Source organism: Vulcanisaeta distributa JCM 11216 (assembly GCF_001315985.1).
Taxonomy (GTDB): domain Archaea; phylum Thermoproteota; class Thermoprotei; order Thermoproteales; family Thermocladiaceae; genus Vulcanisaeta; species Vulcanisaeta distributa_E.
On sequence record NZ_BBBI01000005.1, the window covers coordinates 41,431 to 62,935 of the forward strand.

General features: G+C 48.0%; 25 protein-coding genes, 1 tRNA gene and 7 pseudogenes. 19 read left to right on the top strand and 14 right to left on the bottom strand.

Annotated elements, in window-relative coordinates:
- Positions 1-3 precede the first annotated feature (3 nt).
- The 16 genes and pseudogenes from cobM (at position 4) to JCM11216_RS05480 (ending at position 11,721) form a co-directional block, all read left to right on the top strand.
- Positions 4-810: a precorrin-4 C(11)-methyltransferase gene (gene cobM / locus JCM11216_RS05410; protein WP_054853552.1), complete on the top strand. Its 807-nt coding sequence runs from the start codon at positions 4-6 to the stop codon at positions 808-810.
- A 123-nt stretch (positions 811-933) separates the two neighbouring features.
- Positions 934-1,131 (top strand): hypothetical protein, encoded by a 198-nt coding sequence (locus JCM11216_RS05415; RefSeq protein WP_054853553.1) that lies wholly within the window; start codon positions 934-936, stop codon positions 1,129-1,131.
- Between the two features lie 230 nt (positions 1,132-1,361).
- Positions 1,362-1,583, top strand: coding sequence for a hypothetical protein (locus JCM11216_RS05420; RefSeq protein ID WP_054853554.1), 222 nt, complete (start codon positions 1,362-1,364; stop codon positions 1,581-1,583).
- Complete coding sequence (locus tag JCM11216_RS16655; RefSeq protein WP_243675283.1) at positions 1,580-1,738, top strand: hypothetical protein; 159 nt, start codon at positions 1,580-1,582, stop codon at positions 1,736-1,738. The genes JCM11216_RS05420 and JCM11216_RS16655 overlap by 4 nt, the downstream gene beginning before the upstream one ends.
- A complete protein-coding gene (locus JCM11216_RS05425) occupies positions 1,735-2,484 on the top strand; it encodes an ABC transporter substrate-binding protein (RefSeq protein ID WP_054853555.1) in 750 nt (249 codons plus the stop codon). The genes JCM11216_RS16655 and JCM11216_RS05425 overlap by 4 nt, the downstream gene beginning before the upstream one ends.
- A gap of 91 nt (positions 2,485-2,575) precedes the next feature.
- A pseudogene (locus JCM11216_RS16660) lies at positions 2,576-3,431 on the top strand (iron ABC transporter permease); the annotation flags it as partial.
- 195 nt (positions 3,432-3,626) lie between these two features.
- Positions 3,627-4,289: an ABC transporter ATP-binding protein gene (locus tag JCM11216_RS16665; RefSeq protein ID WP_243675422.1), complete on the top strand. Its 663-nt coding sequence runs from the start codon at positions 3,627-3,629 to the stop codon at positions 4,287-4,289.
- On the top strand, positions 4,286-5,062 hold the full coding sequence (locus JCM11216_RS16670; RefSeq protein ID WP_243675284.1) for an ATP-binding protein: 777 nt from the start codon (positions 4,286-4,288) through the stop codon (positions 5,060-5,062). Before JCM11216_RS16665 ends, JCM11216_RS16670 begins: the two co-directional genes overlap by 4 nt.
- Entirely contained in the window at positions 5,005-5,385 is a 381-nt protein-coding gene (locus JCM11216_RS16675; RefSeq protein ID WP_243675285.1) for a hypothetical protein, read from the top strand. Before JCM11216_RS16670 ends, JCM11216_RS16675 begins: the two co-directional genes overlap by 58 nt.
- Positions 5,379-5,696, top strand: coding sequence for a hypothetical protein (locus tag JCM11216_RS16680; RefSeq protein WP_243675286.1), 318 nt, complete (start codon positions 5,379-5,381; stop codon positions 5,694-5,696). The genes JCM11216_RS16675 and JCM11216_RS16680 overlap by 7 nt, the downstream gene beginning before the upstream one ends.
- On the top strand, positions 5,599-6,261 hold the full coding sequence (locus JCM11216_RS16685) for a VWA domain-containing protein (RefSeq protein WP_243675288.1): 663 nt from the start codon (positions 5,599-5,601) through the stop codon (positions 6,259-6,261). Before JCM11216_RS16680 ends, JCM11216_RS16685 begins: the two co-directional genes overlap by 98 nt.
- A gap of 1 nt (position 6,262) precedes the next feature.
- On the top strand, positions 6,263-6,484 hold the full coding sequence (locus JCM11216_RS05445; protein WP_054853558.1) for a hypothetical protein: 222 nt from the start codon (positions 6,263-6,265) through the stop codon (positions 6,482-6,484).
- 293 nt (positions 6,485-6,777) lie between these two features.
- A pseudogene (locus JCM11216_RS16690) lies at positions 6,778-9,985 on the top strand (cobaltochelatase subunit CobN).
- Entirely contained in the window at positions 9,970-10,905 is a 936-nt protein-coding gene (locus JCM11216_RS05470; RefSeq protein WP_054853563.1) for a hypothetical protein, read from the top strand. The pseudogene JCM11216_RS16690 and the gene JCM11216_RS05470 overlap by 16 nt, the downstream one beginning before the upstream one ends.
- A 53-nt stretch (positions 10,906-10,958) precedes the next feature.
- Positions 10,959-11,246: a hypothetical protein gene (locus JCM11216_RS05475; RefSeq protein ID WP_054853564.1), complete on the top strand. Its 288-nt coding sequence runs from the start codon at positions 10,959-10,961 to the stop codon at positions 11,244-11,246.
- Positions 11,247-11,260: 14 nt separating this feature from the next.
- Positions 11,261-11,721 (top strand): annotated as a pseudogene (locus JCM11216_RS05480) (adenosylcobinamide amidohydrolase).
- A 30-nt stretch (positions 11,722-11,751) separates the two neighbouring features.
- Here the strand turns inward: JCM11216_RS05480 and JCM11216_RS16695 are convergent.
- The 4 genes and pseudogenes from JCM11216_RS16695 to JCM11216_RS16710 form a co-directional block, all read right to left on the bottom strand.
- Complete coding sequence (locus tag JCM11216_RS16695; protein ID WP_243675290.1) at positions 11,752-12,207, bottom strand: ABC transporter permease; 456 nt, start codon at positions 12,205-12,207, stop codon at positions 11,752-11,754.
- Complete coding sequence (locus tag JCM11216_RS16700) at positions 12,143-12,499, bottom strand: hypothetical protein (protein ID WP_243675292.1); 357 nt, start codon at positions 12,497-12,499, stop codon at positions 12,143-12,145. Before JCM11216_RS16700 ends, JCM11216_RS16695 begins: the two co-directional genes overlap by 65 nt.
- A 36-nt stretch (positions 12,500-12,535) precedes the next feature.
- Entirely contained in the window at positions 12,536-12,943 is a 408-nt protein-coding gene (locus JCM11216_RS16705) for a hypothetical protein (RefSeq protein WP_243675293.1), read from the bottom strand.
- Positions 12,903-13,347 (bottom strand): annotated as a pseudogene (locus tag JCM11216_RS16710) (ATP-binding cassette domain-containing protein). The gene JCM11216_RS16705 and the pseudogene JCM11216_RS16710 overlap by 41 nt, the downstream one beginning before the upstream one ends.
- A 211-nt stretch (positions 13,348-13,558) precedes the next feature.
- On the opposite strand from JCM11216_RS16710, the gene JCM11216_RS05495 reads away from it, so the two are divergent.
- Positions 13,559-13,646: transfer RNA gene (locus JCM11216_RS05495), tRNA-Leu, on the top strand.
- Positions 13,647-13,814: 168 nt separating this feature from the next.
- Here JCM11216_RS05495 and JCM11216_RS16715 read toward each other — a convergent pair.
- The 6 genes and pseudogenes from JCM11216_RS16715 to JCM11216_RS16735 all read right to left on the bottom strand — a co-directional run bounded on the left by JCM11216_RS16715 (position 13,815) and on the right by JCM11216_RS16735 (position 17,400).
- Complete coding sequence (locus JCM11216_RS16715) at positions 13,815-14,180, bottom strand: hypothetical protein (RefSeq protein ID WP_243675294.1); 366 nt, start codon at positions 14,178-14,180, stop codon at positions 13,815-13,817.
- Between the two features lie 38 nt (positions 14,181-14,218).
- On the bottom strand, positions 14,219-14,428 hold the full coding sequence (locus JCM11216_RS16720; RefSeq protein ID WP_243675295.1) for a hypothetical protein: 210 nt from the start codon (positions 14,426-14,428) through the stop codon (positions 14,219-14,221).
- Between the two features lie 4 nt (positions 14,429-14,432).
- Entirely contained in the window at positions 14,433-15,422 is a 990-nt protein-coding gene (locus JCM11216_RS16725) for a hypothetical protein (RefSeq protein ID WP_243675297.1), read from the bottom strand.
- A complete protein-coding gene (locus JCM11216_RS16730; RefSeq protein WP_243675298.1) occupies positions 15,403-16,371 on the bottom strand; it encodes a S16 family serine protease in 969 nt (322 codons plus the stop codon). The genes JCM11216_RS16725 and JCM11216_RS16730 overlap by 20 nt, the downstream gene beginning before the upstream one ends.
- Positions 16,372-16,455: 84 nt before the next feature.
- Positions 16,456-17,236: pseudogene (argF, locus tag JCM11216_RS05510) on the bottom strand (ornithine carbamoyltransferase).
- 17 nt (positions 17,237-17,253) lie between these two features.
- On the bottom strand, positions 17,254-17,400 hold the full coding sequence (locus tag JCM11216_RS16735) for a hypothetical protein (protein ID WP_243675300.1): 147 nt from the start codon (positions 17,398-17,400) through the stop codon (positions 17,254-17,256).
- 79 nt (positions 17,401-17,479) lie between these two features.
- On the opposite strand from JCM11216_RS16735, the pseudogene JCM11216_RS05515 reads away from it, so the two are divergent.
- A pseudogene (locus JCM11216_RS05515) lies at positions 17,480-18,597 on the top strand (DNA topoisomerase IV subunit A).
- A gap of 62 nt (positions 18,598-18,659) precedes the next feature.
- Positions 18,660-19,633 (top strand): annotated as a pseudogene (gene moaA, locus JCM11216_RS05520) (GTP 3',8-cyclase MoaA).
- Here moaA and JCM11216_RS05525 read toward each other — a convergent pair.
- Genes JCM11216_RS05525 through JCM11216_RS05535 form a run of 4 tightly spaced genes read right to left on the bottom strand, consistent with a single transcriptional unit; the run spans position 19,602 to position 21,377 of the window.
- The gene (locus tag JCM11216_RS05525; protein ID WP_054853566.1) at positions 19,602-19,955 is read right to left on the bottom strand and encodes a hypothetical protein; all 354 of its coding nucleotides are present in this window, start codon (positions 19,953-19,955) and stop codon (positions 19,602-19,604) included. The pseudogene moaA and the gene JCM11216_RS05525 sit on opposite strands and share 32 nt — an antisense overlap.
- Positions 19,955-20,233 carry a hypothetical protein gene (locus JCM11216_RS16740; RefSeq protein WP_243675302.1) on the bottom strand — a complete coding sequence of 93 codons (279 nt, stop codon included), beginning with the start codon at positions 20,231-20,233 and terminating at the stop codon, positions 19,955-19,957. Before JCM11216_RS16740 ends, JCM11216_RS05525 begins: the two co-directional genes overlap by 1 nt.
- The gene (locus JCM11216_RS16745) at positions 20,230-20,472 is read right to left on the bottom strand and encodes a hypothetical protein (protein ID WP_243675304.1); all 243 of its coding nucleotides are present in this window, start codon (positions 20,470-20,472) and stop codon (positions 20,230-20,232) included. Before JCM11216_RS16745 ends, JCM11216_RS16740 begins: the two co-directional genes overlap by 4 nt.
- Before the next feature lie 26 nt (positions 20,473-20,498).
- Positions 20,499-21,377, bottom strand: a complete 879-nt coding sequence (locus tag JCM11216_RS05535) for an NAD+ synthase (RefSeq protein ID WP_054853567.1) — start codon at positions 21,375-21,377, stop codon at positions 20,499-20,501.
- Positions 21,378-21,505: the final 128 nt, after the last annotated feature.

The window sequence follows — 21,505 nt, forward strand, 5'->3', positions numbered from 1 at the left end:
TCGATGGTTGGGAAGGTAATATTCGTGGGCGCGGGGGGGCCTGGCGACCCTGAACTAATTACTGTGAAGGGCATGAAGTACCTCCAACAGGCCGATGTCATAATCTACGCAGGTTCCCTGGTAAACCCAGAAGTACTGAGGTGGGCTAGACCAAATGCGGAGATCTATAATAGTGCGTCAATGACGCTTGAGGAGATCGTGAATATAATGATTAGTAGGGCTAGGGAGGGCAAGTTAGTGGTTAGGCTTAAGTCAGGCGATGCAGGCATATATGGCGCATTGCTTGAAGAAGTTGTCGCCCTCAGGGAGGCTGGCATACCGTATGAGGTGGTGCCTGGAGTAACGGCAGCGCTGGCCGCAGCCGCAGCCCTAGGTATTGAGTTAACCCTACCCAAGATAGCCCAGACGGTGATCATAACCAGGGCATCAGCCAGGGTACCGATGCAGGGTTCGATAAAGGACTTCGCTAAGGCATTACTCATGGGCGCCACAATGGCCATATACACCGGTGTCCACTTAATTGATAAGGTTGTTAAGGAGTTAAGGGAGGCCGGTGTACCTGATGATACGCCGGTTACGGTGGTTTATAAGGCGACATGGCCCGACCAATTAATAATCAGGGGGGGCACGCTGGCCGACATTGCCGAGAAGGTTAAGAGGGCTAGGATAACCAAGGACTCCGTGATAATAGTGGGCAAGGCTGCGGACCCCTCCATCCTAGACCTGCCATTAAGATCGAGCGTCTACGACCCAAGGCACACCCATAGCTTTAGGCCGAAACCTAAGATCAGTGGTACAGATGTTGAGTGAGACAATTAATTAAGACGTGAAACGCCTAATACATTAGCTTCAGTGAATAAAAATGTGAGCATAGCATTTTTCGCTAAGAACCTGGGGGGGCTCTAGGTAATTGGCAGGACTAAGCGGAGAACCGTGGACAACAGAGTCGTGGAGCTCGAGGTGTCATACGCCAGGTTGAGGCTGTATGGTGAGGAGGGTTACGTGATCGTAGAGGTAATAGATGACTCGCCAGTCGACGTATTAATAGGTGTTAGGGCCCTTGAGGCTCTAGGCTTCGTAATTGACCCAGTAACAGGGACATTAAAGAAGATAGGCCTAATAGCGGTATAACGGCTAACCATTTTACATCTGTTGCATAATATAACTTAATTCTAGCATTTGGCCATTTTAAGCATTAACGACCCATTCAATCCATAATACTTAGTAATGCCCATGGAATTAAAGCCCCAGCCTCAACTGCCGTAAATGATCGTGGTAATTGAAAGGCGAATTTACCGTAACAATCGATGTAACTTCGTGAATGAAAAAGCTTTTAAATAGGATACTTATCCTACCACGTGATGTCGAGCGATAAATCGAAAAACGGTAAGGTCACTCCCGTATTAATCACGATAATAGTGATAGCAATAGCCCTAGCAGTAACGATAGCAATATATGAGTGGAATATACATAGGTCAGTGGTCAAAACCCCCCCTCTTACACTTATTATTCATCGCCTAATTTCGAAATCGTTAGTTATAATGATACTTCTGTCACTATTGAGAACTATGGGTCTAACGTGACCATAGGTATACCCGTTAAGAGGATTGCGGCCGATAACACGGTTGCCATGCAAGTCCTGATTGATATAGGGGCTGAAAACACAATAGTTGGGATTGAGGGCTATGCCACAGAGCTCCCTTGGCTCTTTGGGAATCTAACGGCGTTACCAGCGTGAGCCAGGAGATGTGGTCGTGGAATTACGAGGAGATGGTTAACTTAAGGCCTGACCTGGTCCTAGAGTGGAGCTACGGTGTCCAGACAGTGAGGAGTAAGCTGGCTCCATTCGGCATCCCGGTGATTGGTTATGGGTCTCAGGACAACTTGACGTCATTCATCTACTTCCTCGGACTAATCACAAACCGTACCAGCAATGCCGTGAGGCTCATAAACTTCATCAATAATGTGCATCACGTATTAAGCGAGGGATTGAGCAAGACCTCCACTAGGTATAAGGCTTACGTAATCTTTGACTACGAGTATAGCCTATGGTTCACGTCAGGTCCCTCTGGAGATCCATATTGGGCTGCTGTAAATGCCGGCCTACAGCCATGCTTCAATAAGTCCATGCAGGTTGAGCCCGGCGCAGTGCTTCAGTGTAACCCAGACGTCATTATTGCGGTTACGTGGAATTTAAATCCGCACTCGCCGAATGCCACGGCCTATTGTGAATCAATAATCGAGACTATTAAGAACAACCCAGTGCTTAATGCGACAAACGCCGTTAGGTACAACAGAGTCATCATCATACCCGGCTACCTAACCGAGGGGGGGCCTCCGCAGGTGATAGTCTCGCTATACATAGCTAGTCAGGTGTACCCAAGCGCCCTCAGTGGCGTTAACGCCACGCAATACCTCAATCAGTACTTTGAGGAGTTCCTGAGAACCGCCGAGCCAGGTGGTGTCTGGTGGTGCAGTGGGTGAGGTGGGGGGGTTTGGTGGCGGTTAGTGGTTTGGTCCTCCTCCGTTGGTTGTCCTTGACATCATGATTGGGGGGGCCTATGGAATTGGGCCAATGACCGTCTTAAAGGTTGTTATTGACGGCATAGACCCAATATTCAATGTGCCACACGACGCATACCTAGTGGTTTGGCAGATAAGGCTACCGGAGGCCCTGGCATCGCTAATACTCGGCGCAGCACTTGCGTCCGCGGGCGCCGTGTTGCAGGGCATACTGAGGAATCCGCTGGCGTCGACCTACACGCTCGGCGTCTCTGCCGCCGCGGGCTTTGGGGGCTGCCGTGGCCATACTCCTAGGCGCCGGTTATGTTATTAGGTACTATCTGCCTATGATAACAGAGCCGTACCTGGTGATCATTGGCGCATTTATAGCGGCTTCGCTCGCAGCATTGCTCGTTTACTTCCTATCCTTCATTAAGGGTGCGTCGCCAATCACGATAATACTGGCGGGCGTGGCCGTGATGTTCGTGTTTAGCACGGGGACCTCGCTCATCCAGTACTTCTCTGGCAATCCTGATGTGAGCCACGCCATCGTCATGTGGATGTTGGGTAGCGTAACTAACGTGACCCTCAACTATATACCATACATGGCCCTATCCCTACTTGCAATACCATACTACGTCTTGATATCTTGGAGATTAAATGCGCTTAACCTTGGCGATGATGTTGCCCATAGTCTCGGAATTAATGTTAGGAATACGAGACTGGCTGCAATGCTTGCGGCAGCGTTCCAGGCTGCGGCCACGATAAGCTTCGTTGGTCTAGTGGGCTTTGTCGACTTGGTGATACCGAACATAGCGAGGGCCTTGGTGGGCAGTGACAATAGGTACTTGATACCGGCATCGGCACTCATGGGTGCAGACATCACGGTGCTCGCCGACGTGGTTTCAAAGACCTTAATACCGCCATACGTGATACCCATAGGCGTTGTGCTCTCAATGATTGGCGCCCCCCCATACCTACTCACGATAATAATATCGAGGGGGGGGCTAGGTATGGTTATGAGTAAGGCCGTACTTGAGGTTAGGGACCTCGAATGCGGCTATGATAGGCCAGTGATTAGGGACGTCAATATCAACGTTGATGGTGGAGGGTTGGTGGTGCTAATGGGGGGGCCTAACGGTGCTGGCAAATCCACACTGATCAAATGCATCCTAGGTGTGGCGAGGGTTTTCAGCGGCTCCATTAGGGTTAATGGTAAGGATGCGTTAAGGATGGATAGGCGTGAGATTGCTAAGCTCGTCTCCTACGTGCCGCAGAATCACGCAGTCGCATACCCAGTTAGGGTTTTTGACGCGGTTTTGCTGGGTAGGTTACCACACATGGGTTTTAGGCCGAGTAAGCTGGATATTGACACGGCCCTCAATGCCATGAGGAGACTCGGCATTGAGCACCTAGCCAATAAGTTGGTCACTAGGTTAAGCGGCGGTGAGGCGCAGCTCGTCCATATCGCTAGGGCAATTGCGCAGGGAGGGGGGGTCCTAATGCTCCTTGACGAGCCTACGAGCAACCTAGACCTAAAACACCAGGTGGCGGTCATGGAGACCTTGATTAGGATTGCACGTGAAGACGGAATTGCAGTGCTGGTGACAATGCATGACATAAACCTAGCCCTTAAGTATGCGGATAGAATTTACGTAATGCGCGAGGGCAGGATAGTCGCTGAACTAAGCCCAGGCGACATTAGCCCGAGTATTATCGAGGAGGTGTATGGGGGGGTTAAAACCACGGTGATCGAGCACAATGGGAGGCCTGTGGTGATCGTATGAGCCGCCGTGTCGTTTTCCCATTCCCAGCCATTGTCGGTATGGAGAAGGCTAAGTTGGCCCTCCTCGCCGTGGCCGTGAACCCATCAATAGGCGGCGTCCTGCTTAGGGGGGGTGATAAGGGGGGGACTGGGAAGACGACGCTCGTTAGGTCCTTCGCGGATGTATTGCCTGAGATCGAGGTCGTGGCCGACTGCCCATTCAACTGTGACCCACACGACCCGCAGCTCATGTGTGATTCGTGCTATGCAAGGTACCAGCGTGGTGAGAAGTTGCCGGTGGCTGTTAGGAAGATGAGGGTTGTTGACCTGCCACTCTCGATAACCGTTGATAGGCTCATCGGCACGCTGGACATTAGGAGGGCCATAACGGAGGGCGTGAGGGCGTTACAGCCAGGTCTCCTTGCTGAGGCGAATAGGAATATTCTATACATCGATGAGGTTAACCTACTCGATGACTACATAGTTGATGTAATCCTAGACGCGGCGGCCTACGGCTGGAATATCGTGGAGAGGGAGGGCGTATCTGTAAGGCACCCCGCCAGGTTCGTACTAATAGCCTCCATGAACCCGGAGGAGGGTGAGCTTAGGCCGCAGCTCCTCGATAGGTTTGGCCTAGTGGTGGATGTGGAGGCTCCTCAGGACCCAGGGGGGGTTAGGGCTGAGATTGTTAGGAGGGTTGAGGAGTTCAATAGGGACCCAGAGGGATTCTACAGGAGGTGGGAGCCGAGATTGAGAGGATTAGGGAGGGGGGGATCAAGAGGGCTAGGGAGTTGATTAGGGATGTTGAGGTGCCGGAGGACCTACTTAAGCTCTTGGCCGAGACCGTGGTTAAGCTGGGCATTAGGACAAGCCGCGCGGAGATAGTCACCATCAGGACTGCGAAGGCGTTGGCTGCCTTGGATGGTAGGGCTAGGGTGACGATGGAGGACTTACAGAAGGCCATGGAGCTGGCACTACCCCACAGGCTCAAGGCCAAGCCCTTCGAGAGGCCCAGGATGCCGATACCCCCCCACAGCCAACGCCCAACGAAGATAATGCCCAGGGTAGGCGGCAAATGCCTAGTTCAATGCATAACCAACAGGGCAGTGCAGTGCTAGGTGGTGAGGGTAATGAGCAGGGTGGACTTAATGGTGGGAGTAGTGTAGGTGATGAGGCTAATGCTTATGGTGATACCAGGAGGTATGGAGTATCCAGCGTGGATATTCCTGTGGAGTTTAGGAGGGAGCTGATACGTACTGGGGGGGGCCGCGGCCTTAGGTCGAGGTCCTCCTTTAGGAAGATTGTTGGTCAGCCCCCACGGTATCCCGTACATGTACCTACCGCCGAGGAATGGGGGGGATTTAAGGGACATAGACCTCACCGCATCTATCGTTCACGCATCGCTCAGAGGCTCGGGCCTACCCATTAGGGTTGGTTTGGAAGACCTAGTGGTCAGGGTTAGGAGGTCTAGGACCCCTAGGGTCTCGCTCATAATACTTGACGCCAGCGGTAGTATGAATTTCATGAGGAGGATTGAGGTTGCGAAGGGGGGGCTCGTGAGGAGGATAACTGAGGAGTCCTACGTGAGGAGGAGCTACGTGGGGGGGCTAATAAGCTTCAGGGACCGTGGCGTTGACGTGGTCATAGAGCCCACGAGGAATTATTGGCAAGTCCTAAACGCCCTAGATGAGTTATCAAGCGGTGGGGGGGCAACACCAATGCCCGCGGCACTGGTCTACGCAGTTAATTTAATCAAGAGATTAAACCTCAAGCTAAAGGGTGATTATTGGGCTTACTTAATAACTGATGGTAAGGCAAACGTGCCCCTCATGGGCGATGTTAGGGAGGAGGTTGAGAGGTTCATGGGTGAGTTGAGTAGGTTGGCTAAGGTCGTCATCTACGACACAAGGCCGCAGCTCATCTACGACCCATCAATAAGCCACATGGACGTACTGAGTAGGTACGCAGTTAATGTTGTTAGGGTTGGTGAGTAACATGCCCAGGTGCCGCATGCTACTAATCACAAGGTCAGTCCTCACTGAGGGGGGGTTTTATGAAGCGTTAAGTGAGGCGTTAGGCGGAGTTGGCGATGTAGACCTCGAAGTCATGTACCTGGAGAGTTACGAAGTTAATGAGGTCTCTAAGCAATTAAACGCCGTGAGGAGACCTGACATTGCCTTGCTAAGCTTAATGGGGGGGACCACCCAGAACTACTAAGCTACCTAAGGAATTGGTTACGCGAGACTCCCATTGTCTTTACACTAAGTACGGGTTTAGAGACTATAATGCTTACGAGGGTTCGTAATTACGAGTTAGGCGGATTCTTAACTAGTTCAGTATCTACGTATAATGACACTATTAAAACTACGAATTACTTTGACCCAAAGACCCTTTCCCACGTTCTTCATGAGGCATCCAAGGCCCTTTCAGACCCCATATCCCATTACGTTGAGGATTGGGCATTATTAATTGATTATTGGAGGAATTGGCGTAAAGAAAACATAGTCAATATGATACGCCTAGTGCTGAGGAATTACTGTGACATAGCCGTACCAGCGCCAGGGCCTCCCATCGAGTTGGGGGGGGATTACTGGATTGAGGATTATGAGGGGGGGTACGTATACCATAGCGCTGATGAACTTCTAAAGCAGAGGGGGGGTCTCAAGTCGCCACTCATAGTGTTAATGGCCTACTCTGGCCAGTCCTATGATAAGGCTAGGAAGGTAATTACCCATATAATGAAGAGGAGGGTCGACACGATCTCGCTTCTTTCCAACTATGGCTATACATTGAGGGGGCTTAAGGAGCTGTTTAATAATGCTGATGTGGGGGCTATACTCGACCTTCAGTGGTTCAGGCTCATTAGGAACCGAGAAGATGAGGGCGTTCTGCTAAAGTTCAATGTTCCTGTCATGAACCCGGTGGTCATGTACGGCAGGGACATAGATGCGTGGATTAAGGATCCAACGGGGGGGCTAAGCCCCGTTGAGGTTATATATGCCGTGGCCATGCCCGAGGTTGATGGCGCCATAGAGCCCATACCAATAGCGGGCCTCGTTGATAAAAATGGCGTGAAGGCTATGGAGGTAATTCAGGATAGAGTTGATAGGGTCCTCAATAGGGTTGATAAGTGGTTGGCCCTTAGACATAAGTCTAATGCGAGTAAGAGGATTGCCATTGTGATGTATAATTATCCACCCGGTGAGGAGAATATTGGTAGAGCCTCATACCTCGACACGCTTAAGTCGGTCGAGGTACTGTTGAGGAGGTTGAGGAAGGAGGGCTATGGTGTTAAGGCCATTACCGCTGAAGCCATTAAGGAATTCTTCGTGAAAAACCCAAACTCCGGTAGGTGGTCGGCCGGCACCGATTATGTGCTGGTTGATCAAACAACGTATATGGACTTATTCAATAGGTTAAGGCCGGAGCTTAGAGATAAAGTCATTAAGCAGTGGGGGGGTGAGCCCCCCTGGCAATATAATGGTTAAAAACGGATACCTCACGCTGCCCGTGCTTGATCTAGGCAATGCAATTATCGTATTGCAACCAAGTAGGGGGGGCTGGCATGAGGATCCTAACAAGATTTACCATGACTCGGAATTATACCCGCATCACCAATATGTCGCGCTTTATAGGTGGCTTGAGGAGGTTTGGCGCGCCGATGCCGTTATTCACGTGGGGGGGACCCACGGCACACTCGAGTTCCTCCCAGGTAAGCAGGTCGGCCTATCCTCCAGCTGTCCCCCAGATGCGCTCCTCGGCAATTTACCAAACATTTATATCTACCATGTGGTTGTCGTCGGTGAAGGTACAATCGCCAAGAGGAGGTCATACGCCGTATTGATTAGTCACCTCTCACCCAGGATGACCGAGGCGGGCCTCAGTGATGATCTCAAGAGGTTGCGTGATTTAATCGATGAGTACAGAGAAGCAAACGTTGTTGATTCACCTAGGGCAAGCGCTGTGCTCAAGACCATAGAGGGCATTGCAGGTAAGTATGGGCTAGAGGTTAAGGACCTCGATGTGCTTTACGACGAGCTTATGAGGATGGAACGCTCGGCAATGCCGTATGGGTTGAGGGTACTTGGCATGGAATTAAGTGATGATGAAATCGTTGATTACTTAACGCTGGCGTTAAGGCGTGATAGGGGTGTCGTTAAATCGCTGCATAGGCTCCTGGCCGAGGCAATGGGGTATGACTATGATGACTTACTCGAGCGCCCAGGTAAGTATGCGAATATCCTAAGGTTAATGGACGAGGGGGGGGTTAAAAGGATTGTCAGGGCGTTAATTACGAACGGCATTGATTTGGCAATTAAGGTAGCTGAGGAATATGGGATTAGGAGTGATGACGCGAAGACCGTGCTGAATTATGCACGTGACATAGCGGAGAGGTTAAGGCTATCGCCTAAACTTGAGCTTGAGAACGTAATTAGGGCTTTGAGTGGGGGGGAGTACATACCGGCCGGCGTTGGCGGTGACTACGTAATGGACCCCCCCGATGTCTTACCTGCAGGGAGGAACTTCTACGCGCTCGATCCACTTAAGATACCCAGCGATTCGGCATTGGAGTTGGGGGGGCTAGAATCGCGGAGGATAGTATTAGGAAATACTTGGAGCAGTATGGTAGGTACCCCCCGAGACCGTGGGCGTCATTGTTTGGGGGTGGTCAGGAATCTAGGACTAGGGGCGTCACTATTGGCAGGCGCTGCGGTATCTTGGCGTTAAGCTTATTCATAGGCCAGGTAGTTGGGATCCAAGACTTGAGGTAATACCACTTAAGGACCTCGGTAGGCCTAGGATAGATGTCGTTGTTACGATGAGCGGGGTGTTTAGGGATATGTTCCCGCACTTAATATCATTGATTAACAAGGCCGTTAAGCTCGTTGCCGAGTTAGATGAGCCGTTAGATATGAATTACGTCCGTAAGCACTACCTCGAATTGAGGAGTAGGTATGGTGAGACCTCCTTAATAAGGACGTTCAGCGAGAGGCCCGGTGACTATGGGAATAAGGTTAATCACTTGATAGAGACGTCGAGGTGGAGGACGGATATGGACATTGCCGGTGTTTATGCCATGTACATGGGTTATGGCTATAATGGAGACATGCGTGGGATGAACTCAAGCGAGCTTAAGGACTTATTCAAGGCATTGCTTAGCAAGGTGGACATCACAAGCCAGGTCCAGTCGAGTGTTGATTACTCAATAATCGACATAGATGATTACTACGCATACCTGGGCGGCCTATCCAAGGCGGTTGAGGTATACTCAGGCAGGAAGCCCCTTATCCTATACACGGACTTAACGCAGGATAGGCCTAGGATGATGACTGCGAAGAATGCCGTTGGTTCTACGTGAGGACTAGATTACTCAATCCTAAGTGGATCGAAGGCATGAGAAAGCACGGTTACATGGGCGCCCAGAACATTTCGAAGCGCGTTGAGTATGTTCTCGGGGGGGTTGCCGCGACCATGAATGCCGTGGATGACTGGGTTTGGGATAGGATTGTGGAGACGTATGTGTTTAATGAGGAGATGAGGAGGTGGTTTACCGAAGTTAATCCCTACGCATTGGAACAAATCATTAAGAGACTATATGAGGCGCATGAAAGGGGGGGCTTATGGCATACTTCAGAGAACGTCATACGTAAATTAAGGGAGATATACACAGAGTTAGAAAATGCGCTGGAGGGAATCGGCCAATGGGGGGGCAGGTAACTAACTTAGTTATTTATGAACTTCACTACCTAACGTTCGCCATACTGGGCATAGTACTGGGTGTCCTTACGATGTACTACATAATGAGTAAAGAAGCGGTAATAAGGGCCATAGGCAGGCTGGGGCGGTGGATAACGGCGTTGTCTGGGTTACCCAGCTATTGTTCCTTACCCTTCGTGGTCTCCCTCGTTAGTCCATCCACCGCATCCTCAATGCTCATAGCCATGTATAAGGACGGTAGATTGACGCGTAGGGAATTGTACATAGCATCGCTCATTAATTCCTTCCCAGCCCTACTCTCGCACTTGAGGACTCTCATGCCGGTGCTACTGAGTACCATGGGGGGGGTCTACGGTCTACTATACCTCCTAATCCTTATGACCATTGGCTTAATGCAGATGGTAATATTTGCAATCCTTGGGAGAAGAGGTTCAATTAGGGATAGAGACGAGGACGGTATAGCCGAACTTACGGAGCATGCCGTGAGCGGTTCGCTTAATTTGGGAAGGGTCTTGAAATTGATTGTAAGGATAGTACTGGTTACGTCAATAACGAGTGTTGCGTTAACGGTTATTGAGCTTTTCGGACTAAACAACTACCTCAGTGATTACCTATCGCACGTGTTCGGTACCTTAGGCCCATACGTGGTGAGCATAATAGTGGCTTATGTAATTAGTGATAATGCAGCCTTCGCCGCCGCGGGCACGCTCATTAATGAGGGGGGGCTCAGTGGCATCTTAGTAATTAAGTGGTTGCTGATTGGCTACGTGGCCTCATCACTAATACGCGGAATTAGGCACAATGCGCCCTACTACCTCGGCATTTACGGGCTTAAGGATGGCGTTACCATAATGCTCACCTCCATACTAATCAGGGCACTCCTGGCGTTACTTATCTTGGGAATTCTCTACCTTATCTAGGACTTTTCATAATGTGGTAATGCTTATTAATAGGATTTACATCCTATCACGTAATGAATACGGCGTTTAGGGAGGTCTGGTCCCGTGACGGCATGACTGCCCGAATATACTATCAAAGCTATGGCGGTGCTAACGTTAAGACACTCCTCATAGACCTGGCACAGAGTAGGCGAGTGCTCAGTACAATGCATGGCATGATTAACGTACGCTTTGTATGCAATAACTACGCACCGCCAGACCTATGGTGCGCACTACATAGCCAGGGCTTCCGTGAGAAGTACCTGGACACGTTAATGGTCCAACTTGGGGGGGTGCCCCCCCTCATGACTATGCGTGCCTAGGCACGGGCGTTGACATGGATGACTTAGCGGTGGCGAGTGATGAGTACAGGGATGTGTGGGTTACAGCCCTCACCACCGCAGGTGTTGAGTCAAACGCATTGAGGACGGGCATAGATAGGGCATCTACGTACGAGGTTGATGGCGTGTTTGAGGGGGGGTGGGCACGATAAATATCATATTGATAACCAACGCCTCATTGACCGAGGCCGCCATGGCCAGGGCCTTAATTACGATAACCGAGGCCAAGTGCGCGGCGCTTCAGGACTTAGGCATAGAGAGCAGTTACTCACCGGGCCTAATAGCCACGGGTACGGGCACGGACAACGTAATTGTGGTCCCCGGTAATGGGATACGCATAACGTACACCGGCGGTCACTCCAAAACTGGCGAGCTAATTGGGAGAGTGGTCTACGAATCTGTTAAGGAGGCCGTGACCAGGCATAGGGCCAATGCTGGGCCCAAGACTATCCAGTAGGTCTTATCATTATTTACTAAAATTTACTAATTAGTACATGTGGACTGAGCCCTCTCTGAGTATTTTTGTGAAGGCGTAGTTAGATAGGGCAATGCCAATCACTATGTATGCCAGGGCTAGGATAACCAATGGCCATAGGTAGTTAAGTAGTTGTGGTATGCCGTAGCCACTGAGCATGGCGCCTCTAAGCCCCGATAACGCCCAGGTTAGGGATAGTGAATAACTTATGTACCTAAGCCATGTTGGCAGTACCGAGGTGGGAAACACAACACCACCCAATAGGTTTGAGGCAACTGAGGTGAATAGGGCTATGGGATTACCTTGCTTAACGATTAGGACAACGGCGCCAGCGATTAGGTTTAGACCGATTATTGATGCCAGGTAGAGTATTAGGAACGTAATTGTGGCAAGTGCATTTACTTTATATGAGATGCCGAGACCAAGCCCGATCAGTAAGACCGTGACCGCACTTATCGAGTTTATCACGAGTCCCCCACACGGTATTATACATCATCAGCGCCATGGGCCTCAGCGGCGCTGCCATTAGGTATTCCAGGGTCCCAATGAGTTCCTCATTCCTAATACGACCGGCCAGCGTCGTTACTGATGCTGAGAAGTATCCCTGGAATGCCGTGCCTATGACCATGAATGCCGTGTAGTCCCTAACTGCACTTAATCTCCCAAACCCTAGGGTAACACCAATGAAGAAGTATATGAATACTGGGATGATCCAGTTAATTATTGTAAGCACAACCTGGGTCTTATACGAAACCCACATCTTCCAACCCTAATTACGACAAAGCTGTATAGCCTATCAATAATGCCCATCACGATCACCCCCCCTCCTCCTCATAACCCTCTCCATCCTCCTGGCATTACCCTCAGCCACCGCAACCTCAACATCTATGTCCATGACCCTAACCCCCCCACCATCATGAATGGCTAACCTACTCATCAACTCATTAAATCTATCAATTGTTGTTATTATGACGTACTCATCACCACCAATACCCTCCACATTAAACCCGCTGAGCCCATCCACGGGGGGGCCCTTAACGAGGACCTTAACAATCTTAAGAGCGGGCGCCTCATTTAGGATCCTCCTATTTATGTACACGACCATATCGGCTAACTCGATCTCCTGAGGATCGTGGGATGCGAGGATTACGGTCTTCCTACCCCTAAGACCCCCTAATGAAATTGAGTATGCTGTGCTTCGCATCAATGTCTATGCCGCTTGTTGGTTCATCAAGCAGCAGAACGTCTGGGTCATGCATTAACACCCTGGCGATCTCGAGCCTCCTCATCATGCCCGTGCTATACGTGGCAACCCAATCATTAGCCCTTCCACCAAGCCCCAATTCCTCGAGTAACTCCTTAGCCCTTTCCCTAGCCTCCCCGAGTGATAGGCCGTATAATGTGCCGAAGAAGACCAGGTTATCCATCGCCGTCAATCTCCAGTAAACACCGCGGTCCATGGGTGTCATAAACCCAACCCTCCTCTTAGCCCTGACACTCATTGCGTCATAACCATAAACAAGGACCCTACCACCATCAGGGGGCAAGTATGCCAGCCGCAAGCCTGAGCATTGTCGTCTTACCTGCGCCATTAGGGCCAACAAGCACCACAATCCTGCCCTCGGGAATCTCGAGGTAAACATCCTCAACGGCCACAATACGCCCAAACCTCTTAGTAACGTGGTCGTAAAGAACTGCGGACACGAAGCCGTTATCGGAAACAACATTAATAACACTTTCTCTCCATAACAAAACACCATAATGAAGAAAAACCACAGAAAAACACTTAAAGCCAAAACCGCAAGATGATAATCGGCGGGGGGGTGCCCGAGCCAGGTCAAAGGGGGGGACGGGTTGAGGTCCCGTTGGCGAAGGCCTGCGTGGGTTCAAATCCCACCCCCGCACCAGGAATTGATGAGGTTTTAAGTGCCGTGATGTTGCCTACTTAAAGTTAATATTATATGCCAGGAACATGTATACTAAGTATGGTTGGTCAGAAATGGCTATAATAGATCAGGTTACTTGGAATATTAATGTGGTTGGATTGCTCTTATCTACGTATTTCATTAATAGCATTAATCGTTTATTTTTGGTAATAGATTAATCCTGTTCTGGAGTCTCATGTATATTCTCACCCAATCTATATTAAATATTATGAAGGCTAATGCCGTGAATATTACTGCCATGGTAATTTGGAAAATAGGCAAACCTATGCCTGGTTTTAGTAATTTATACAGTGATGAGAAGAGTATGATTTCTATTGGTATTTCTACGGAGCTCTTTATTAACTTACCAATGAATACATACGTGTTAAGCATAAGTGGGTTTATCGATGCAGCCCCAGTACCTATGTATAGGTAGTCATCAAGGGGGGGTAATCCAGGCAATGCGGCTAATATTATTAGCAATATCCATAGTGGTGCTTTGTCGGCTAAGAGCATTATTAATTTCACGGCGCTGGTCTTCCTTAGGGTCCTCTTTAATGCGTAGCTAGGGCATAGGATACGTTCTTGGAAATTGAGGCACCCAATGCCGTTATAATTATTACCAAGACCGTGTACTGCATTGGTGGTCTAATGCTCAGTAACGTTAATGATGCATATACCGTATAGGCTTCACCGAAGAATGGTAATGCATTGCCTATGAAGCTTATGAGGAAGTCCATCGCTAGTAATGGGATTATGTTCATCTAATCAGGGCTTAGGTGGGGGGGTTATTTTTAGGCTTTTTATCGAGAATATGGCTATGCCCACGGCAAGCACTATTAACGTGATGCCCACTGCTAGGGGTACCACACTATAGCCTACTGATTGATTAAGTGATAGATTCAATGATGTATTGGCGGTATTATTCATTATTTCTATTGGCATTATGCTTGATATCGTGAATGAGGCATTACATGAATTTGTTGATGAGGCGAGTTCATAAAGGGCTTGTGAGTATGAGGCTGCCAGTTCATAGAGTTGAAGTGCGGCTTCTAAATCGTATATATTACCGGTTGAGTTGTACCTTGTTAGGTAGTAATTACCGAAGTCTATGTATGAAATTGCGAGCATTGGGAATAGGTTACAAGTATTCTCTGCCTCATACGTATTAAATATTGCCAACTCCCTCACATAATTCGTGACATTGATTAGATAGCCAGCGTTCATCTCCCCCCCATTTATCACTGGGGGGGTAAATAATAGGTGCAGTATGGCGTCATTGCTCGATATAACATCGAGACTCTGCGCAAGCGTTAATGGATAAAGACCATCTTGGTAATTATTCTGGGCCTCCTGAACCTCCTGCGTTATTGAATTCATGTCCTGAAGAATGCCCGATGCGCCTATGGCATTTGAAAGTGAGAGCGTGTATTCAGTTATTGATTGGGCATACACTAGGTACATGTTTGTTAATTCCTCAAGGTAGTCCCTCGATATTGGTGCTCCACCCTTTACCGCATTCAATACCGCCAACCAATCACTAAGGGTCTCTATCCTAGCCTTTGCATAGGCGAGGTTAGTTATTGCGTCGCCGATGTCATTGCTCATCAGGTCTTGCGACGCGGCATTTAATGACTGTTGGGCGTCAAAGACCCTGTCATAAATGCCGATTATTAGGTCTATGTTTGCGGTTGTCACATTGTATTGCTGCAGTGTGTTTTCGTAGTTTTGCAGTTCATTATTTAATTGATTGAGCAAGTTCTCTAATTGCGGGGGCTGTGTAGTTCTGCATCTCGTCCTGGTAATAATTAATTAGTCCCTGGAATCCAAGGCTTGCGGCTGTGTAGTACATGCCCTGGCTTGCATAATTAATAGCTCTCTTAATGTAGCTACTAACGTTAGGGTCTGTGGAATTTATGGCGCCTGTGCTTATTATCCTGTCGTATATCCTCATCCATAGGAATTTCGTGACGTTGATGTACGCCGTGGTCTTTAGCGCCTGAGCCTGTATTAATGGTATTGACATATTCACACCCGTGAAGTAGTAAATGGCTTGCCTAACATCCATCACAGGTATAACGTTAACTCCGAGACTCCTTCCATAGCTTATTAGGTTAATTACCTGTCCGCTACTGGTCTGGTATATCTGCTGCCCGTATGGTATTAACACGACTTCATAACCCTCCTGAGCGGCTGCCTTAATCTTAGCAGGTAAGCCACCCACGGGTCCTATTAAGCCATCCGGTAGTATCATCCCGGTCATTACCACGTCAGGGTTTAAGGTATGGTTTGTTATTAGCGCCCACATTGCGACGGTCATGTAACCGCTTGCTGATGGACCACCGATCTCTAGGGTTGTCGGTTCAACATTTACTAGGAAATTATACTCATTAAATGGTTGGTTTGCTAGGTATGTGGCAACCAATGCGGCTATCTGTGATGATGATGGGAATGTACCACTTTCAACCGTTGGTAATGGACTTGACGCAATGTATACATAGCCCGAGCCCGGCTTTATTGCCGTTACTGTTATGTTAATGACGGCGCCGCTGTCGTTTGATGAAACGGCTAACGCATGTATTGTAATGGACCTAACATATATAATAACTTGTTGCCACTCATTAGCTAAGGCAAGTATTAATGTGCCTAATACTAAGATTAAGGTAAACAAAACTACAGCGCCTAATAGTTTATTGGGTCTCACCATACAAGGCGTTGTTAATCCCTTGAAATTAATAAAACTTACACACTTTAATGGTTTGATTTGGATCAATTGTTGATAATAAGTTCCTCATGCTAGTAACGCCACTAATACGGCCTTAGCCGTATGCAATCTATTCTCCGCCTGATCCCAAACAATGCTTTGCGGGCCATCAATTACATCATCAGTAACCTCCTCACCCTGTGAGCAGGTAGGCAGTGCATGAATACTGCCTGAGGACCCGCCTTTCTCATTAACTCGGCATTAACTTGGTACGGCCTAAATACCTTCCTCCTCTCCTCGGCCTCGGCTCCATGCCCATGCTAACCCAGACATCGGTATACACGGCATCAACTCCCCTGACATCCTCGGTATTGTCACTAATTACTATGTTGGCGCCCGTCTTCCTTACATCCTCGTTCAATGACTCGGCGAATTTGGTCGGCCAGTACCTCCTTGGTGAAATTATCCTAACCTCCCAACCAAGCTTGGCTCCAATTATCATTAAGGAATGTGCGATGTTATTATCACCATCACCGACAAAGGCCACCCTTAACCCCTCGAGTTTACCCTTAACCTCCCATAAGGTTAATGCATCAGCCAACGCCTGCAGTGGGTGTTCTTTATCGCTTAGGGCATTTATTACGGGCGCCACTGCATACCTAGCCATCTCTATTAATGACTCGTGCTTATACACCCTAGCCGCTATGGCGTCCACGAACCTATCAACGACTCTTGCCGTGTCGGCTATGGTCTCTCCACGACCAAGCTGAAGCTCCTGTGGGTTTGAGTAGATTACGTGCATCCCTAGCTGCGTCGCAGCCACGTCGAGGCTTACCCTAGTCCTTGTACTCGGCTTCTCAAAGATCATGAGTAGCGTCCTGCCTCTCAGTACGTCGCTATACCGCTCCCCCCCTGGTGGTACCGGGATTTAAGGTCCCGGGACAGGCTCAGTAAGTACTTTATCTCGTCTGTTGTGTAATCCATGAGTGTTATGAAGTCCCTACCCCCCCTGAGTGCCCTTATGTTGGTCACGTGATTAATTACGGATTAGGGTATTAAAGCGTGACCTCACGGCGCTAAGTTTTTAATAGCGAGTGCTTTGTCATTGGTCGTGGCTAGGAGTAGAAATGAGGTACTTAAGGTTCTTGAGGATTGGGGCAATTCGGTAACAAATACGGTACTTAATAATGAGGAGCCAATTCTTGAAATACCATCAAGAACGTTAAGTAACACTATTTGGGACCCAAAGAGGAAGATGCTGATCCTTGGGCCTGAAAAGCTGAGGAGGAGGTTTCTTGACCTTAAGGAGTCCAAGAGGTTCATGCAGACAATGCTCATGCTTAAGTTGATTGTTCAGGCCATAAGGGAGGGTGTTTACCCGACAATAAGGGACCTTTACTACAATGGTAAGCACACCATGGAGTTCAAGGCAGACATTGTAAACAAGGTCATTAGGGAAAACACGTGGGATGAGCAGTCGGAGTCCAACGCGGTCATTGAGGATATTGAGGTGGCCACCGGAATCCTCAGGGAGGAGATGGGGGGGGCTTTCGGCTGATGTTAAGGGTAAGGTCGTGGGGGGGCCAATAATCGTTAGGTCAAAGGCTTTGAGATAGACGCCACAAAGCTAGGCGATACCGCACTGAGTTTACCGCCAAATCCCGATGATCTCGATATTGTTAAGGTTGAGGCTAATTACGTGCTTGTTATTGAGAAGGACGCAATATTCCAGAGGCTCAACAGGGAGGGCTTCTGGAATAAGGAGAGTTGTCTACTAATTACGGCTAAGGGTATGCCGGACAGAGCCACGAGAAGGTTTGTTAGGAGACTTAACGAGGAGTATAAATTACCAGTCTTCGTATTAACTGACGGTGATCCATATGGGTGGTACATATACAGTGTTTACAAGAGTGGCTCAATAAAGCTTAGTTACGAAAGCGATAGATTAGCAACCCCCCCGAGGCTAAGTTTGTGGGTGTTACAGCGACGGACATTCGTACTTACAAAATCAGTGATGAGTATGTCATAAAGGCTACGGATAGGGACCTAAAGAGGGCCCAGGAACTTATTAGGTATCCCTGGTTCCAAAGTGATCACTGGAAGAAGGAGATTGAGCTCTTCCTTAGGACTAAGAAGAAGGTTGAGATTGAGGCCTTATCAACCCACGGCCTTAAGTTCCTCCATGATTACCTCACCGACAAGATTCATGGTAATAAATTCATTGATTAAGATTAAGCATAATTAATGCAGGAATAATGATTTTAAATGCGCAATTAGGTTGCATCATCATAATGCTAATTGATAATTACGGGAGACCCTGGTTGAAGCTTAGGATTGTGGTCAACAGCGTATGTAATTACAGATGCATCTTTTGTCACTTTGAGGGACAGGGCAAGTTTTTGAGTAGGGAGTTAAGTGCCGAGGACATTGGTTTTGTAGCCTCTGTGGCTAAGGAATTGGGTGTTGATGATTTTAAGATAACAGGTGGTGAGCCGTTGCTACGTAGGGATATTGTCAAGGTTGTGGATGAAATAAATAAGGTTGGTCCTAAGGACCTCTCATTAACAACTAATGGTTATTTACTTGATGTCTATGCTGAGGAATTACTTAATCATGGGTTACGTAGATTAAACATATCTCTTCATTCATTAGATCGTGGAAAGTATAGGTTCATAACTGGAGTTGATGCCTTAGATAAGGTTCTTGAGAACATTGACTATGTGGGTGGGCTGGGTTTTAAGCAAATAAAGCTGAACGTGGTTGTGCTAAGGGGGGGCTTAACACGGACGAGATACCAATGATGATAAGGTTTGCCGCTAAGTACGGCTTCGTTCTTCAGCTAATAGAGTTAATGCCCATGGGCGATGGCTTCCCAGTATTTGCCAGGTACTACGATGACCTGAGCGACATAATTAATTGGTTGAATAGGCACGGTAAGTTACTAGGGACGAGGAAGGATCTTCATAATAGGCCCATTTACGAAGTCGATGGAGTTAGGGTTGAGATAGTTAAGAACTATAATAACCCAACATTCTGTGCAGGTTGCACCACAATGAGGTTGACAAGTGATGGTAGGTTAAAGACCTGCCTATATAAGGAGCCCGTTGTTGACCTATGGCCGTACATAAAGGCGAGGGATAGGGATGGATTGATGAAGGCTATGATGTATGCAAACTCATTAAGAAAGCCTAATTTCGTAGAGGGCGCATCTGGTGATTTGAGTAGGATAAGGATTAGGGTTCGTGTTGGGAGCCTTGTTTATTGATATTACGTCTTATTACATATTTAATGCCTTTATAATTACTTGTGAGGGTCACCGTTATTTCAATTGGATTTAGGGTCCTTACAAACTCATTTACTAACTCGTTAATTAGGTCCTCGTGATAAATGACCCTGTCCTTAAATCCATCTAAATATTCCCTGAGGCTGTTCAATTCTATATAGATACAACCATCATCATTGCATGCTGGCTTATACTCCACCTCAATGACGTAATTATCAATGCTACGATCCACCGGGCATATTGCTGAAAAGGATGTCTCAAGATGTACATAATCAACAGGTCCTGCCTTTATTGTCCTCATCATTAAATGGACATGGCACTTTCAATGTTTATACATATTAACCTCTCATTACACAATCTCCTAATTACTGCCCTTAATTTATCTAATTCACTCTCACTAATCCACACCTTAACAATTTCCCTATCACCGGAGATAAAGGTTACAGACCAGGTGTTGAATCTCGGTATTGAGGATATCGGTATTAGCCTCATGTTGATTACCCTTACGGTGTTAATCACGGGCCTTACCCTAACCCTGGTTATCTCGTATATTGGTAATTCAATTCTCTCAGAACCTTTCAATGCAATAAGTTTATCAGGATACATGATAACCTCATTCCTCTTAATAACCCCCCCTTAGCGGCAATCATTATTAGTGCTATAAATATTGGCGGTAAGGACGTGAGCGCCGCGTCAATGATTGACTGTGTTAATACGTAAATCACTACGGCGCCTATGAGCATAAGCGTTATCACAATGCCCGCGTATAAATTAATGATGTATGCCGGATCCTCAATGACATGCCATAAGGGTTTACTCATTTTTAAATAATGATTGACCAGAATTATTAAGGCTTATTCCATGAGCCACTCACTCCAGTCTTATTCACGGGCATCCTCCAGTCAATTCCCAAGGTCCTCATGGAAATCCTAGGCACTATTGGCGACCTCCTCTTGTGCTCAGTATTCAATACCCTACGCCACACGGTCTGCACAAGCTCAATGGGCTTACCCGTGGCCTCAGCCGCCTGCTCAACGCTCATCCTATAATCAACGAGCGCGTGTAGAATCACATCAACGTCCTCATACTTAACGCCGAGCTCACCCTCAGCTGTTTGACCCTCCCAGAGCCTTGGGCTTGATGGCTTAAAGGCTATGTTATCGGGTAAACCGAGGTACTTACCCAGGTACCTGACTTGGGTCTTGTAGAGGTCGCCTATTGGTAGTATGTCAACGCCGCCATCGCCATACTTAGTGAAGTACCCAATCAATAACTCACTCTTATCCCCCCCAGTGCCTGCCACAACCTTATTGAATCTATTGGCGAAGTAATAGAGTAGTGTCATCCTGATCCTTGGGAGGAGATTGCCAACGGCTATCTTATCACCCTCATCAAACTCAGGTATTGACTCAGCAAAGGCATTTCTAATCCTGCCAATATCTATGTAGTAGTACTTAATGCCCAGGGTCTCTGCGACATACTTAGCATCCCTAATGTCCTCAGGAGGCGTGGTCTTATACGGCAGTATCAAACCAATGACGCTATCCCTACCCAAGGCTCTAACGAGTAGGTATGCCGTAACACTGGAGTCAACACCACCGCTAAGCCCAATGACAGCGCCTGTTGCTCCCGCATCCTTAACATACGACCTAATGAAGTCTATGATCCTCTGAGTCACGTATTCATAGTCAATACGTATTAGGTTCTCAAGGGTTATCTTAGGCACATGTAACTGATAATCATGGACTTTTATTGCTTACCCAATTTGCAAAATGGGGTTTGTATTTTTAATTCCCCCCCACATGCACCACTAATTAATGCTTAGAATACACCTGCTACAGTACAGTAGCAAAC